This window comes from Arthrobacter sp. 05T423 (genome assembly GCF_056396245.1).
In genome coordinates this window covers 199,379-213,758 of record NZ_JBFTLC010000001.1, presented here as the reverse complement: position 1 = coordinate 213,758, position 14,380 = coordinate 199,379, and the positions used below count along the sequence as shown (strand labels likewise).

Annotated in this window: 15 protein-coding genes and 1 riboswitch; of the genes, 8 read left to right on the top strand and 7 right to left on the bottom strand. The window is 68.0% G+C overall.

Translation table 11 applies throughout. The annotated features are described in order from the left end of the window. Positions 1-4: 4 nt before the first annotated feature. Complete coding sequence (gene hemE, locus AC1DFE_RS01080; RefSeq protein ID WP_476904079.1) at positions 5-1,099, bottom strand: uroporphyrinogen decarboxylase; 1,095 nt, start codon at positions 1,097-1,099, stop codon at positions 5-7. A 157-nt stretch (positions 1,100-1,256) separates the two neighbouring features. Between hemE and AC1DFE_RS01075 the strand changes: the two genes are divergently transcribed. Both AC1DFE_RS01075 and AC1DFE_RS01070 read left to right on the top strand, forming a co-directional pair. After that, on the top strand, positions 1,257-2,639 hold the full coding sequence (locus AC1DFE_RS01075; RefSeq protein ID WP_476904078.1) for a glutamyl-tRNA reductase: 1,383 nt from the start codon (positions 1,257-1,259) through the stop codon (positions 2,637-2,639). 95 nt (positions 2,640-2,734) lie between these two features. Continuing rightward, positions 2,735-3,424 (top strand): hypothetical protein, encoded by a 690-nt coding sequence (locus tag AC1DFE_RS01070; protein ID WP_476904077.1) that lies wholly within the window; start codon positions 2,735-2,737, stop codon positions 3,422-3,424. 100 nt (positions 3,425-3,524) lie between these two features. On the opposite strand, the gene moeB is transcribed toward AC1DFE_RS01070, so the two are convergent. Further along, positions 3,525-4,724, bottom strand: a complete 1,200-nt coding sequence (gene moeB, locus AC1DFE_RS01065; protein ID WP_476904076.1) for a molybdopterin-synthase adenylyltransferase MoeB — start codon at positions 4,722-4,724, stop codon at positions 3,525-3,527. A gap of 84 nt (positions 4,725-4,808) precedes the next feature. Here moeB and AC1DFE_RS01060 point away from each other — a divergent pair, with 84 nt between their 5' ends. From AC1DFE_RS01060 to AC1DFE_RS01050, 3 genes are read left to right on the top strand one after another with little or no spacing between them, the layout of a single operon-like run. Then, a complete protein-coding gene (locus tag AC1DFE_RS01060) occupies positions 4,809-5,477 on the top strand; it encodes a TetR/AcrR family transcriptional regulator (RefSeq protein ID WP_476904075.1) in 669 nt (222 codons plus the stop codon). A gap of 56 nt (positions 5,478-5,533) precedes the next feature. Beyond that, positions 5,534-5,758, top strand: a complete 225-nt coding sequence (locus AC1DFE_RS01055) for a DUF3107 domain-containing protein (protein WP_476904074.1) — start codon at positions 5,534-5,536, stop codon at positions 5,756-5,758. Between the two features lie 8 nt (positions 5,759-5,766). After that, the gene (locus AC1DFE_RS01050; RefSeq protein ID WP_476904073.1) at positions 5,767-6,069 is read left to right on the top strand and encodes a hypothetical protein; all 303 of its coding nucleotides are present in this window, start codon (positions 5,767-5,769) and stop codon (positions 6,067-6,069) included. Between the two features lie 52 nt (positions 6,070-6,121). Here the strand turns inward: AC1DFE_RS01050 and AC1DFE_RS01045 are convergent, their stop codons facing one another. The 4 genes from AC1DFE_RS01045 to thiO form a co-directional block, all read right to left on the bottom strand. After that, positions 6,122-6,796: a 4a-hydroxytetrahydrobiopterin dehydratase gene (locus AC1DFE_RS01045; RefSeq protein WP_476904072.1), complete on the bottom strand. Its 675-nt coding sequence runs from the start codon at positions 6,794-6,796 to the stop codon at positions 6,122-6,124. Positions 6,797-6,857: 61 nt separating this feature from the next. Beyond that, complete coding sequence (locus AC1DFE_RS01040; protein ID WP_476904071.1) at positions 6,858-7,649, bottom strand: thiazole synthase; 792 nt, start codon at positions 7,647-7,649, stop codon at positions 6,858-6,860. Positions 7,650-7,654: 5 nt separating this feature from the next. Continuing rightward, positions 7,655-7,891, bottom strand: coding sequence for a sulfur carrier protein ThiS (gene thiS / locus AC1DFE_RS01035; RefSeq protein WP_476904070.1), 237 nt, complete (start codon positions 7,889-7,891; stop codon positions 7,655-7,657). A gap of 90 nt (positions 7,892-7,981) precedes the next feature. Beyond that, complete coding sequence (gene thiO, locus AC1DFE_RS01030; protein ID WP_476904069.1) at positions 7,982-9,223, bottom strand: glycine oxidase ThiO; 1,242 nt, start codon at positions 9,221-9,223, stop codon at positions 7,982-7,984. Then, a riboswitch (TPP riboswitch) is annotated at positions 9,216-9,336 on the bottom strand. (Overlaps the previous gene by 8 nt.) Positions 9,337-9,363: 27 nt before the next feature. On the opposite strand from thiO, the gene thiE reads away from it, so the two are divergent. Beyond that, positions 9,364-10,065 carry a thiamine phosphate synthase gene (thiE, locus tag AC1DFE_RS01025; protein ID WP_476904068.1) on the top strand — a complete coding sequence of 234 codons (702 nt, stop codon included), beginning with the start codon at positions 9,364-9,366 and terminating at the stop codon, positions 10,063-10,065. 33 nt (positions 10,066-10,098) lie between these two features. On the opposite strand, the gene AC1DFE_RS01020 is transcribed toward thiE, so the two are convergent. After that, entirely contained in the window at positions 10,099-10,785 is a 687-nt protein-coding gene (locus tag AC1DFE_RS01020) for a ferritin-like fold-containing protein (protein WP_476904067.1), read from the bottom strand. 41 nt (positions 10,786-10,826) lie between these two features. Here AC1DFE_RS01020 and AC1DFE_RS01015 point away from each other — a divergent pair, with 41 nt between their 5' ends. Next, positions 10,827-12,353: an RNB domain-containing ribonuclease gene (locus tag AC1DFE_RS01015; RefSeq protein ID WP_476904066.1), complete on the top strand. Its 1,527-nt coding sequence runs from the start codon at positions 10,827-10,829 to the stop codon at positions 12,351-12,353. 335 nt (positions 12,354-12,688) lie between these two features. Next, positions 12,689-14,377, top strand: a complete 1,689-nt coding sequence (locus AC1DFE_RS01010; protein ID WP_476904065.1) for a DEAD/DEAH box helicase — start codon at positions 12,689-12,691, stop codon at positions 14,375-14,377. Positions 14,378-14,380: the final 3 nt, after the last annotated feature.

Genomic DNA, 14,380 nt, shown 5'->3' with positions numbered 1-14,380 from the left:
CCCTCTACTCCGGAGGGACGGAGTGGATGAGTTCGACGACGCGCGTCAGCACGTCAGGGTCCGTTTCCGGCGGCACGCCGTGGCCAAGGTTCAGCACATGGGCAGGGGCGGCCGCGCCCGATGCGATGACCTCGCGGACGTGCGCCTCAAGGACCTCCCACGGGGCAGACAGCAGTGCAGGATCGATGTTGCCCTGCAGCGGGACGGTGCCGCCCAGCCGGCGGTTGGCCTCCTCGAGCGGCAACCGGTAGTCCACGCCCACGACGTCAACGCCGACGTCGCGCATGGCCACCAGAAGCTCCGAGGTGCCGGTGCCGAAGTGGACCAGCGGCGCGCCAAGGTCCCGGACGTGGTCCAGGGCGCGGGAGGATGCAGCGGCGACGAAGCGGGTGTAGTCCGCCAGGCCCAGGGAACCGGCCCACGAGTCAAACAGCTGGCCGGCGGAGGCGCCCGCCTCCAGCTGGGCGCGCAGGAAGAGGCCGGAGGCGTCCGCGGCCCAGTTGGCCAGCGCTGTCCAGGCCTCGGGGTCGGCGTGCATCATGGTGCGCGGCCCTAGGTGGTCGCGTGAGGGCCGGCCTTCCACCATGTAGGCGGCAAGCGTAAACGGCGCACCGGCGAAGCCGATCAGCGGGGTCTTGCCGAGCTGGTCCACCGTCAGCCTGACGGCTTCACGGATGGGCTCCAGCGACTCCTCCGTGAGGCGGGGCAGGGCCGCGACGTCGGCGGCGGTCCGGACGGGCTTGTCCAGGACCGGACCCACACCGGGCACGATGTCGACGCCGACGCCGGCCAGCTTCAGCGGAATGACAATGTCGGAGAAGAAGATGCCCGCGTCCACGTCGTGCCGGCGCACCGGCTGCAGCGTGATTTCGGAGGCGAGTTCGGGGCGCAGGCAGGAGTCCAGCATGGCGACGCCCTCGCGCACCTTCAGGTATTCCGGCAGGGAACGTCCCGCCTGGCGCATGAACCACACCGGACGGCGGCTTGGCTTGCCGCCACGGTACGCCGCGATGAGCGGGGAGTCGGCAGTGCGTCCGTCGCGAAGCGGATGGCCTGCGTCGAGTCCGGTGCCGGCGGGTGTAACAGCGCTAGAAGTCATGCTTTTGATTGTGCCCAAAATTGCCCCCAAAAGATAACGACAGCCTGTCATCCCGCCGCAGCTCCACCCGGCGTGGCAGGAATCACAGGCCCGGAAATCTGGCATCCGGGCAAAGGGTTGTTCTACGCGGGTGCGAAAAAGCTATGATTGTCCTGCTGTGGTTCTTTTTTCATTGGTGGCTACACACGCCGACATCGACCTCGAAACCGTTGCTCACCTAAGCAACGGTTCTTCTGGCATTGCCACGTCCGCCCTCGCCGGTTCGCCGGCGGTCAAGGGCGCGGTTGTCCTTGCCACCTGCAACCGCTACGAAATCTACGGCGAGGCACCGCACGCCGACGACGTAGAGGCCGCGCGCGCCGCCCTGGTGGGCCAGATCAGCGAATCCAGCGGACTCAGCGAGCATCTCGTGTCCCGGTCATTCAGCACCCGCACCGGCCCCGACGTCACCCAGCACCTCTTCGCCGTGAGCTCCGGGCTCGACTCCGCAGTGGTTGGCGAGCGGGAAATCGCCGGGCAGGTGCGCCGGGCCCTGATTACCGCGCAGCATGAGGGCACCGCCAGCTCCGGGCTGGTCCGCCTGTTCCAGGCCGCCTCGAAAACAGCCAAGGACGTCGGCGCCCAGACAGCGCTCGGCTCCCGCGGCCTGTCCATCGTCTCGGTGGCCCTGGACCTTGCCACTGACCTTTCCGAAGAGGCCGACTGGTCCAAGAAGAAGGTTGTGGTGTTCGGCACCGGCGCGTACGCAGGCGCCACCATGGCCCTCCTGCGGGAACGCGGCTGCCGTGACATCTCCGTGTTCTCCTCATCCGGACGCGCGGCCACCTTCGTGGCAACGCGCGGCGGGACCGCGCTCGACGGCGACACCCTGCACGCCGCCGTAGCCGCCGCCGACGTCATGATCGGCTGCAGCGGCTCGGACACAAGGGTGGAAGCCGCCGAGCTCGCCCAGGTCCGCGCCGGATCCACCCAGCCGCTGATCGCCATCGACCTGGCGCTGACCCACGATTTTGATCCCGCTGTGGGAGAGCTCGACGGCGTGGAACTGCTGACGCTGGAGTCCGTGCGCCTGGCAGCACCCCAGGAGCAGGCGGAGTCCCTCGCCCAGGCGAGCAGCATGGTTTCCGGTGCCGCCCAGGCGTTCGAGCAGGAACGCGAGGCACGGTCCGTGGACTCGGCCATTGTGGCCCTCCGCCGCCACACCATGAACGTGCTCGACGCGGAGATGGAAAAGGTGCGCGCCCGCCACGGCTGCACCGCCGCTGCCGAAGAGGTGGAGTTCGCGCTGCGCCGCATGGTGAAGCAGCTGCTCCACGTCCCCACCGTCCGCGCCCGCGAGCTGGCCTCCAATGGCCAGCAGGACGACTACGTCGCAGCCCTGGAAACCCTGTACGGCATCACTGTGGAGCAGCCCGCCGCCGCGTCCAAGGCCGAGTGCCCTGTGGACCACACTGCCCTCACCGGACCGCAGCAAAAAGCCGGTACTCCCCAGGACACCGTCACCCTGCAGGAAAATGAGGCGCGCCGGAACTCCGCCTAACCGGCGTATGTTCTGACAAATAAGGTCCGCAAGCTTTCCATAGGTTCCCCGTGCAGCATTGAAGTTGCCCGTGAACACCATATTGGGGAGCAATCATGAATTTTTCTTCACCGGCCCCTGCCGTGCCGCCTCTGAGCCGCCGGCAATTCGGACTTATCGTGGGAGGCGGGGCTCTTCTGCTGGTGGGCGGTGGGACCTATGGGATCGTGTCCCGCAGCAAACCCGGCGGCGGAGCCGGGCTCTCCACGGGCTTCGGAACTCTGTCACTTGTCGACGCCGGACGCCTGGCCAGGCTTGATGCACAGGGGCAGCCCGCTGCCACGCCGCTCGCCTCGGCCATATCGCAGGTCACGGACCGAACGCGCAACGCCGCTGCAGCCGGCCAGCCGGAAATCCAGCGCGTTTCCAGCCGCCAGGGTACTGAAGTGCACAGCCACGACGACAGCGCACCCCTCCTGGACTCCGGCTGGCCGCAACCCGCGAACTTCACCTGGGGCGACGTCGTCGTGCTCGAAGTGGCACTCACGAACAACCGGCCGGAGCCGGTCCTGTTCAGCCCGGGACAGTTGCGCCTTAAGCTGCTGCCCTCCGGCATCACCGTAGCCCCGCAGGACGCCGACCGCGGTCCGGGCACGATTGCCGCCGGCGTCACGGAGCAGGTCTGGATCAGCTACCTGGCCCCGCACGATTCGGTGGCCATGGAAATCGAGTACACAGGGCTGGAGGACAACGCCCCGCAGGCCCTTGCCCTCCCGCTGCTGACCGTGTCCCAGGTCCGGTCATGAGTTTGCCCACCGGCGAGGTTCTGCACACCCGGCAGATCCCCGTCGTCGTCCGGTGAGGGAGGCAGAACCTCAGTTGATCCCGGCGCAACCACTGCCGGGGTCAGTAGACGGGCTTCTGCGGCTCCACGTCCCTGACCCAGGCGAGGATGCCGCCGTCGAGATGGCTGACCCGCTGGTAGCCGGCCTTCCGAGCGGCTGCCAGCACCGTGGCCGAGCGCGTCCCCGCTTTGCAGTGGAACACGATGTCCTTGTCCTGCGGCAGCTCGCCCCATGCCTCGCCGGAGAGGATGCGCCCCTGCGGGATCAGGACGGAGCCGTCGATCCGGACAATGTCGTACTCCCCCGACTCACGCACATCCACGAGGTCGAAGTCCTTCAGCCCGGCCTGCCGCGAAGCCAGCATCGTGGCGAGCTGCGTTGCCGTCACAGTGTGCTCGGTGTCGGTTGTGCCGGCCGGGGCGATGCCGCAGAAGGCCTCGTAGTCGGTGAGTTCCGTGATCCGCGGGGCGTCCGGGTCCTTGGACACCCTGATCTCGCGCCAGCTGCCGCCCAGGGCGTCGTACAGCGCCACCCGGCCCAGCAGGGAACGCCCGACGCCGGTAATCAGCTTGACGGCCTCCGTCACCATGAGCGATCCCACCGCCGCGCACAGCATCCCGAACACGCCACCCTCCCCGCACGACGGGACGGAACCTGCCGGCGGCGCCTCGGGGTAGAGGTCCCGGTAGGTGGGCCCGTGCTGTTCCCAGAACACGCTGACCTGTCCGTCGAAGCGGAAGATCGATCCCCACACGTACGGCTTGCCGAGGATCGCGGCGGCGTCGTTGACCAGGTAGCGGGTGGCGAAGTTGTCCGCCCCGTCCAGGATGAGGTCGTAGCCGGCGAAAAGCTCCAGCGCGTTGGAGGCATCAAGCCTGTCGTTGTGCAGGCGGACGTCCACCAGCGGGTTCAGTTCCGCGATGGCGTCCCGGGCGGATTCGATCTTGGGCCGGCCCACGTCCCGCACACCGTGGATGATCTGCCGCTGCAGGTTGCTCAGGTCCACGGCGTCGTCGTCGATGATCCCGATGGTTCCCACCCCGGCGGCGGCGAGGTAAAGCAGGGCCGGGGAGCCAAGGCCGCCCGCGCCGATGACCAGGACGCGGGCGTTCTTCAGCCGCCGTTGGCCCACGGCGCCGATTTCCGGAATGATGAGATGCCGGGAATACCGCTCCACCTCTTCGGTCGAGAGCCCGGGCGCGGGATCGACGAGGGGGCCCGGGGGCGTGCGGACAGTATTTACGGTGGACGGAGAAGCCATACTTCAATGTATGCCTGAAGATACCGCGCGGTCATATTACCCCCGGGTAAAGTGAAGTTAACTGCAAAGGAAAGAAGGCCAACAGTGGTTCATCATGCACCGGTTGATCGAACTCAGGCCGCGCAATCCCATACCGGCCCCGGCCGGCCCGCCGGCCAGCGTTCCGCGAGGCTGCCGCGCGACGAGCGCCGTGCCCAGCTGCTGGCAGCAGCCCAGGAGGTTTTTGTCGCCAACGGCTATCACGGCGCCGCGATGGACGAGATCGCCGAAACGGCCCACGTCAGCAAACCGGTGCTCTACCAGCACTTTCCATCGAAGCGGGAACTGTACCTCGCCCTGCTGGACAGCCATCTCGAGGCCCTGACCGAGCTCATGCTGGGCGCCCTGAACTCCACTACGGACAACAAGGAGCGCGTGCAGGCCGTCATGCGCGCCTACTACCGCTTCATTGACAGCGACGACCAGGCGCACCGGCTGGTGTTCGAGTCCGACCTGATCAACGACGCCGACGTCAGCTCGCGCCTGGAGACGTTCAACAAGACGTTCGCCGACGCCATTGCCCAGGTCATCGCCGAGGACACCAAGCTGCCGCCGCTGGAGGCCCAACTACTGGGTCGGGGCCTGGCGGGTATGGCCCAGGTCAGCGCCCGCTACTGGCTCGAAACGGACGGCAACCTCGACCTCGATGTGGCCAGCGACCTGATTTACCGTTTAGCTTGGCGCGGAATCTCTCGCTTCCCCAAAGAGACCTAGACTACAACTGAAACTACCTTTGAATTTTCAACCTTGACTGGCTGGGAGGCCTCGCTGTGGAAGTAAAGATCGGCATTCAGAACGTCGGCCGTGAAATTGTGCTGGAATCGGCTCAGGATGCCGAGGCTGTGGCCAAAGTCGTGGCCGAGGCCATCGCCAAGGGCAGCGAGCTGCGCCTGAACGACGAGAAGGGCCGCCAGATCATCATCCCGGCCAACGTCCTGGGCTATGTCGAAATCGGCGCCGAGGAAGTGCGCCGGGTCGGCTTCGGCGCACTGTAGGCCGTCCTGTGCTGTCCCTCGTGATCGTGCTCCTGGTAACTGTCGCCGCAGGCTTCATCGTCTGGGCCAACGACCGCCGCCACACCAAGTACGGCATCTTCCTGCCGGCCGGTACGGCCGCGGCGGTGGGCATGCTCGCCTGGATCACCTGCATCTGGGCGGGGCTGGGCTACCAGCCGGGCCTGACGTGGCTGCCGTGGGTCCTTCCCATGGTGGCCGGGACGGCTGCGGCCGTGGCGGTGGCGGTCTTCCTGGGCCGGGCGCGCGCCAGGCAGGACACCCAGCGGCTGACGGCAGCGCTGAAGATCTAGCGGGCCCAGCTCCGGCCATGCCAGGATCCGGCAGTGTCAGGATCCGGCAGTGTCAGGATGCGGGGACGTCCGGTTCGTGGCCTTCCTCGGTGCACAGGCAGAGCCGGTTCCCCTGGGCATCAGTGACCACCACCCAGTTGGGTGCGTGGTCACTGTTCATTAACGCCCCGGTTGCCGCGGTCTTCTCCAGCGCCGGTGCCGATTCGGCTTTGGAGCGGTGAACGTCCAGGTGCAGGCGGTTGTCGTTCGGCGTCGGCGTCTCCTGGAACCACACGCCGGGTCCGCGGCCGTACGGATCCATGAGGTCCCCGAAGCGGCCTTTCCGGTAGCCGAGCGCGACGCGCCAGACCTCGGCTATCTCCGCCGCGTCCGCCGTGTCAATGCCGACTTCCACCGTCCGGTAGAGGCCGGGCTGGGCCTCGGCGTCCACGGCAGCCGCCGCAGCACTGACTGCAGCCGCTGCCCCGGTGTCCCGCGCGGTCACCTCGCCCCCGGCGTCATGGGAGCTGAAACGGATGAACACGCGGTTGTAGCGCCAGTCCAGGTCCGGATGGTGGTCCGTGTCCTCAGCCAAACGCCCGACGGCGGCGATCAGCTCAAGCGCGCCGGCCGCCGTCGGCGTCTTATAGACGGTGACAAGGCCGCCCAGCCGGTAACGCCAGTCGGGAAGTCCGGCGAGCGCCTCGTCGATCTGGGGTCGGGTGAGGATGCTGTCCCTGGCGGCCACAACTGACTCCTTGGAAGTGCCGGTTGAGCGTGCCGGACGGACGCCGCAGGGGCGGCCGGGCCTAGAGGAACTCGGCCCGGCCCTCCATGGCCGACGACGCCAGGGCATGCTCACGGCGCGGGATCCGCCCGGCCGCACGCGCCAGCCTACCGGCGATCACGGAGTGTTTGAAGGCCTCCGCCATCAGTGCGGGGTTCTGGGCCCGGGTCACGGCGGTGGCCAGCAGCACGGCGGCGCAGCCCAGCTCCATGGCCAGGGCCGCGTCCGAGGCGGTGCCGATCCCTGCGTCCAGGACCACAGGTACCGATGCCCGCGACACGATCAGCTCGATGTTGTGCGGATTGAGGATCCCCAGGCCCGTCCCGATCGGGGCTCCCAGCGGCATGACGGCCGAGGCCCCCAGGTTTTCGAGCCGGAGCGCCAGGACGGGATCGTCGTTGGTATAGGCGAAGACCTTGAAGCCCCGGTTCACCAGCTGCTCGGTGGCGTCCACGAGCTCCACGGCATCAGGCAGCAGCGTGTGCTCGTCGGCGATGACCTCGAGCTTGACCCAGTCCGTCTCCAGCGCTTCCCGGGCAAGCTCGGCCGTCATGACTGCGTCGCGTGCCGTGAAGCAGCCGGCGGTGTTGGGCAGCACCCGGATGTTGTGGTCCACCAGCAGCTGGAACAGCGAGCCCGTTTCGGCAGGCGAATAGCGCCGCATGGCGACCGTTGTGAGTTGGGTGCCGGAGGCGAGCAAAGCAGCCCCGAGACCGTCCAGGCTCGGAGCGCCTCCGGTGCCCATGATGAGCCTCGAGGTCAGCTCCACCCCGTCAATGACCAGGTTGTCCGTTTCAATCAGTGTTTCTGCCATTGTCCTCATCCTCCCTGGACTGCCGTGACAAGCTCGATCTCGTCGCCCTCGGCGAGGGCGGTGGCGTGCCACTGGCTGCGCGGCACGACGGCTGAGTTGCGGGCGACCGCCACGCCTAGCCGCTGCCCGTCGGCGGCCTGCCCGTTGGCGGCAAGGCTCCGCCCCGTGATTTGGCTGACGAGCGAGGTGACCGAGGCGCCTTCGCCTACTTCCTGTTCGATTCCGTTCAGTGTGATGTTCATGCTGGTTCCTTATTCGGGTCAAATATGACGCGGGTCAATTAGGCCGCTGCCGGGCGGTGATTCGTGGCGTAGTAATCCGTTGCGGCGTGACTAGCCGGGGGTGGGGCTGAGTGCAGGGGCAGGTCCCAGCGGGTCCGGGAGCTTGCCGGAAAACCTGCCCGGCCGGAACGCGGCCCAGCGCGGGTCCGTGACGCCGTCCATGAGCTCGCGGCAGATCGCTGCGGCCGCGGGGGTCAGCAGGACGCCGTGGCGGAAGAAGCCGGTGGCGATGATGAGGCCCGCCACGTCCCTGCCGGCACCTTGCGCTCCGGCCGGAACCCGGCCCAGCAGGGGCGCGTTGTCCGGTGTGCCCGGCCGTGCCCGCGCGGTGGCTTCGAGGAGCTCGAGCTCGGCCACCGCCGGAAGCAGAACCTGCGCGTCGCGGAGCAGCTGGTAGACACCGCCGACGCTGGTCCCCGGTACGCCGTCCTCACGCTGGGTGGCCCCGATCACCACCGTGCCGTCCCGGCGGGGCACCACATAAACCGGCACGCCCCGCACCATGCCGCGGACTGTCGCGGTGAGCAGGGGCTGCAGGTGGGCGGGGACCCGGAGCCTGAGGATGTCTCCGTACACCGGGCGCAGCGGCAGCTGCAGTCCTTCCGGCAAATCCTGCAGCTGAGCGGCAGCCAGGCCGTTGGCCACCACCGTTTCAGCCGCCCTGACGGTCCCGCCGCCGGCCAGCCGGACCCCGCGGACCCGCCCGCCGTCCCAAAGCAGGCCGGCAGCGTGCTCGCGGACCGCATATCCGTCCGCTGCGCCGGTTTCCTCGCCGTGGCCGGCCAGCTCCGCAGCAAGCGCGCGGACCAGCCTGCGCGGGTCTACCTGGTGGTCCGCCGGGATGTCCAATGCGCAGGAGATTCCGGGGCTGAGCAGCGGCTCGCGGAGGCGGGCCTCGCGGATGGTCAGCGGCTCGACCCCGAGGCCGTATGCCCGCTGCACCTCCCGCAGGTCCATCAACGCGCGGCGGTCGGCGGGATCCGCGCCCACCGCTAGGGTCGGCGTCGTGAGGTATCCGGCGTCCACACCGGCGGTGAGCGTGGCGGCAAATTCAGGCCATCGGGCGGAGGAGTCCAGCATCAGTTCCAGAAGCCCTTCCTCCTGGTAATGCAGTTCGCTGACCGGGGCCAGCATGCCGGCCGCCGCCCAGCTGGCTCCGGACCCGGGGGCCTCGTCGATGAGCACCACCGAACGGCCGGAGCGCCTTGCCTCCCACGCGATGCCGTGGCCCACCACGCCGCCGCCGATCACGGCCACATCGGCCTCAAGGGCGCCGCTGATTTGAGGGTTCATGGAAATCCTTCCCTACGCCGGTACTAACCGGATCAGGTCAAGCGGTCGGCTCTGACGCCCTCTCAGCCCTGCGCCTTTTATGACAGCAGTAACGGGCTCCCGCGGTACCTGCCCAGTTTAGAGGAACTAAGGTGGTTGCCATGACCGAGCACTCTGCCCACACCGCTGCCCGCCTGTACCTCTGCACCGACGCCCGCAAGAACCGCGGGGACTTCGCAGACTTCGTGGACGCAGCCTTCGCCGGCGGCGTGGACATCATTCAACTGCGGGACAAAGGCATCGAGGCGGCCGAGGAACTCGAGTTGCTGGAGATCGTTCACGCCGCCGCCCGCAGGCACGGGCGGCTTTGGGCGGTGAACGACCGCGCTGATATCGCGTCCATCGCCGGGGCCCCCGTGTTCCACATCGGACAGAAGGACCTGCCGCTCCGTGCCGCCCGCAAGCTGCTGCACGATTCAACGGTGATCGGGCTGTCCACCCACAACACGGAGCAGGTGGACGCCGCCATCGGCGCCGCCCACGGGCGCAGCGGCCTGGACTACTTCTGCGTGGGCCCGCTGTGGGCCACCCCCACCAAGCCCGGACGCGCCGCCGTCGGGCTCGACCTGGTGAGCTACGCAGCGGAGGCTGTCCGCGCTGCGAACGAGGAACGGGTGGGCGGCCTGCTGCTGCCCTGGTTCGCGATCGGCGGGATCGACCGCACCAATGTGGAACAGGTCCTGGCCGCCGGAGCAAGCCGGATCGTCGTCGTTCGCGCCATCACCGAGGCATCCGACCCGGCGGCCGCCGCGGCGGAACTCCTGGACGCGCTCGACGCCACGTCGCGGGCCACCGTCTCGTAGGCGGAAAAGCCGGAGCGGAAGCTATCCTGGGCGTTACCCGCTCAGGCCCAGCTTGACCATTCGCCGGGAATGGTTTTCCGCGACTCCAGCGGTGATGCCCCGCACCATTTCGCGTGCGGTGGCGTCCGTGGCACCGGGCTCCGCCTCTACGAAGAGCTCGCCAAGAAAGGCGTGCTCGTGGCCCACCCGCTGGGCCTGCGTGATCGCTTCGCCCAGAAGCCGGCGTCCCCAGAGCGCCAGCCTGGACGGGAGCCGGGGGTCGTCCGCCAGCGCTCCCCTGAGCCGCTCCCGGAGCACTCCCGTGGCCTCCTCCGACGACTGGATCTGCTCGATGACGTCCCGGGTTCCGGAATCCACGAACCCGGCGACCGCCCGGTAGAAATCGGCGGAAACGGTGTCCACCACATAGGCCTTCATCAGGGATTCGTACCAGTCCGCCGGACGGGTACGTTCGTGGAAGTGGTCAACGGCTGGCTGGAACGGAAGCATCGCGTGTTCGACCTCGACGCCCATCTCCGCCAGCTTGGCGCTCACCAGTTCGTAATGCTGGAATTCGATGACGGCGATCCTGCCGAGCACGGCCCGGTCGTGCAGCGTGGGCGAGTAGCGGGCGTCGGAGGACAGCCGCTCGAACGCGGACAGTTCACCGTATGCCATCACGCCGAACAGGTCTGCGACGAAACGGTCGTAGCGAGCGGTGCCAGCCGAGGATGTGCCCATATTCCAAGACTAACGGCGCAATTCGGGCTAACCTGATTTTCGTGTCACATCATCGGCTCTCGCCAAGCGTCCACGAGCAGACCAACGCGCTCGCGGACGCTTTGAGCGCGCTGCGCACGGAGTTGGAGCTTCCGGGGGAATTCCCCGAGGATGTGCTCAAGGAAGCCGAAGCCGCCGTGGCGGACCGGCAGTTTCCGGACCTGGACCTGACCGGAGTGGACTTCCTGACCATCGACCCGCCGTCGTCCACCGACCTTGACCAGGCCCTCTTCATCGAGCGCCGCGGCGAGGGTTACCGGATCCTCTACGCCATTGCCGACGTTCCGTCGTTCGTGAAGCCTGGCGGCGCGCTCGACGCCGAGACCCGCCGCCGGGGGCAGACCTTCTACGCCCCGGACGGCCGGATTCCGCTGCACCCGGAGGTCATCAGCGAGAATGCCGGCAGCCTGCTGGCCGGGCAGCTGTGCTCGGCGTTCGTGTGGGACTTCGAGCTGGACGCCGCCGCCGAGGTGGTGTCAGTGCTGGTGCGCCGGGCGGCGGTGCGCAGCCGCGCGAAGCTCAACTACAAGGGGGTCCAGGCGGACCTCGACGCCGGGACAGCATCTCCCCTGCTGCAGCTCCTGCGCGAGGTGGGCCGCAAGCGCGTGGACCTGGAGCGGGCCCGCGGCGGGGCCAGCCTGAACATGCCGGAGCAGGAGATCGTGCAGCTTCCGGACGGCGGCTACCGGATTGTGGCGGTGCCGCAGCTTCCGGTGGAGGACTGGAATGCGCAGATTTCGCTGATGACCGGGATGGCCGCCGCCTCGCTGATGCTCAACGGCAAAGTGGGGATTCTGCGCACCATGCCTGCCCCCGACGAACGTTCGCTCAGCCACTTCAAGCGGCAGACCGCCGCCCTGGGCAAAGCGTGGGACGGGCAGGAAAGCTACGGCGAGTACTTGCGCACCCTCGATCCCACCGACCACCGGCAGCTGGCCATCCTCCATTCGGCCGGAATGCTCTTCCGCGGGGCCGGGTACACACACTTCGACGGAACGGTCCCCCAAGACGCCGTCCAGTCGGCCATCGGCACGGCGTACGCCCACACCACCGCCCCGCTGCGCCGCCTCGTGGACCGGTTCGTCCTGGTCATCTGTGAGGCATTGAGCAACGACCGGCCGGTGCCGGCCTGGGCCCGGAAGGCGCTCCCGTCGCTGCCGGAGATCATGGCGTACTCGGACCAGCTGGCGGCGAGGATGGAACGGCTGGCCCTGGACACCGTGGAAGCAGCGCTGCTGATCAACCACATCGGGCAGGAGTTCGACGCCGTGGTGATCTCCGGGTCAAAGCCCGCGAAAAACGGGAACGGGAACGGCAACGGCGGTGGGAACGGCAACGGCAACGGGAACGGAAAGGGCCTGAACGGCAAGGGAACCAACGGCTCCGGCCCGTCCGGAGTGGTCCAGATCGCCGAACCCGCGGTGACCGCCAGGTGCGAGGGGGAAATGGAGCCCGGCACCAGGGTCCGGGTCCGCCTCATCTCCTCGGACATCAGCACCCGGGAGATCCGCCTCGAGCTCGTCAGCTGATGCCCGGTTCCAGGTGACGGGTGATTCCGTAAACCGCGGGGGCGGCGCCGCAACCGGCCCCGCGGCGGCGTGAGTCAAGGAAAACACGGGTTTGCCAGTAGACTGGGTGGTTAGTAATGGATGCCCGGTCGTTGATTTCCTCGATTTGAATTCAACAAGCCCGCCCCTACGCGATCTTGAGTCACACCCGCCGGTCCCCAGTGCCGGCAATTAGATAGCCCGCGATCGGCTTCCACTGGAATTGCTTGCGCGCCTGAGCGTGCTCCGGAACGGCCCCTGCGCCCGCCCCGTTGAGCAGGCGGCGCCAATGCCTAAATGAATAAGGAAACTCCCCTGTGAGTGAATTGCATACCCACCAGCTTCTTTCCGACGATACCGGCACCGAGACCATCGAGCCGGAAGAGACCATCATCTCGGATGAGAAGCCGCACGAAATAGCCGAAAAGTCGTTTGCCGACTTCGACGTCCGCGCCGACATCGTTGAGTCCCTGGCCGACGCCGGCATCACGCACCCCTTCCCGATCCAGGCCATGACGCTGCCCGTCGCGCTGTCCGGCCACGACATCATCGGCCAGGCCAAGACCGGCACGGGCAAGACCCTCGGCTTCGGCATTCCTGCGCTGCAGCGCGTGGTGGGCCGCGACGACGCCGGTTTCGACAAGCTGCCGGCACCCGGCGCACCGCAGGCCATGGTGATCGTTCCCACGCGTGAGCTCGCCGTGCAGGTTGCCAACGACCTGCAGACCGCGTCCCGCAAGCGCAACGCCCGGATCGCTACGATCTACGGCGGCCGCGCCTACGAGCCCCAGATCGATGCCTTGCAGAAAGGCGTCGAAGTTGTGGTCGGCACGCCCGGCCGCCTGATCGACCTCTACAAGCAGAAGCACCTGGTCCTGAAGAACGTCAAGATCGTGGTGCTGGACGAAGCTGACGAGATGCTGGACCTCGGCTTCCTGCCCGACGTCGAGACGCTGATCGCCGGCACTCCGCCCGTTCGCCAGACGCTCCTGTTCTCAGCCACCATGCCCGGCCCGGTCATCGCGATGGCCCGCCGGTACATGACCCAGCCCACCCACATCCGCGCCGCCGACCCGGATGACGAGGGCCTGACCAAGCGCGACATCCGTCAACTCATCTACCGTGCACACAGCATGGACAAGATTGAGGTAGTCTCCCGTATCCTGCAGGCCCGCGGACGCGGCCGCACCATCATCTTCACCAAGACCAAGCGCACAGCCGCGAAGGTGGCCGAGGAACTCGTGGACCGCGGGTTCGCCGCTGCCGCCATCCACGGCGACCTCGGCCAGGGTGCCCGCGAGCAGGCGCTCCGGGCCTTCCGCAACAACAAGGTGGATGTCCTGGTGGCCACCGACGTCGCAGCCCGGGGCATCGACGTCGATGACGTCACGCACGTCATCAACTATCAGTGCGTGGAGGACGAGAAGATCTACCTGCACCGCGTGGGCCGCACCGGCCGTGCCGGCAACAAGGGCACCGCGGTCACGTTCGTGGACTGGGACGACATGCCGCGCTGGGGCCTCATCAACAAGGCGCTGGGGCTGAGCGTTCCCGAGCCCGTCGAGACCTACTCCTCCTCGGCCCACCTGTACCAGGACCTGGACATCCCGGAAGGCACCAAGGGCAGGCTGCCGCGCAGCAAGCGCACCCTCGCCGGCGTCGACGCCGAGGTCCTGGAGGACCTGGGCGAGACCGGCAAGAAGAACAGCCGCTCCGGCGGCCGCGATTCCGGCCGCTCCGGCAGCAGGGAAGGCGGCAGCAGGGAAGGCAGCCGCCACGGCAGTGACGCGGGCAAGCGTTCGGGCGAGCGCCGCCGTCGTTCTCCGGAATCCGGTGCGGACGCCGGAACCGGCCCCGCCGCTTCCTCTGCTGCAGGCGCTGACGGTGAGCAGCCGGCGCGCCAGCGCCGCAACCGCACCCGCACGCGCCGCCGCAACGGGGAAGTGGTCTCCGGCAGCGAATCCGCGGCAACCGGCTCGCAGCCGGGCGGCACCGAGGCCCCATAGCCT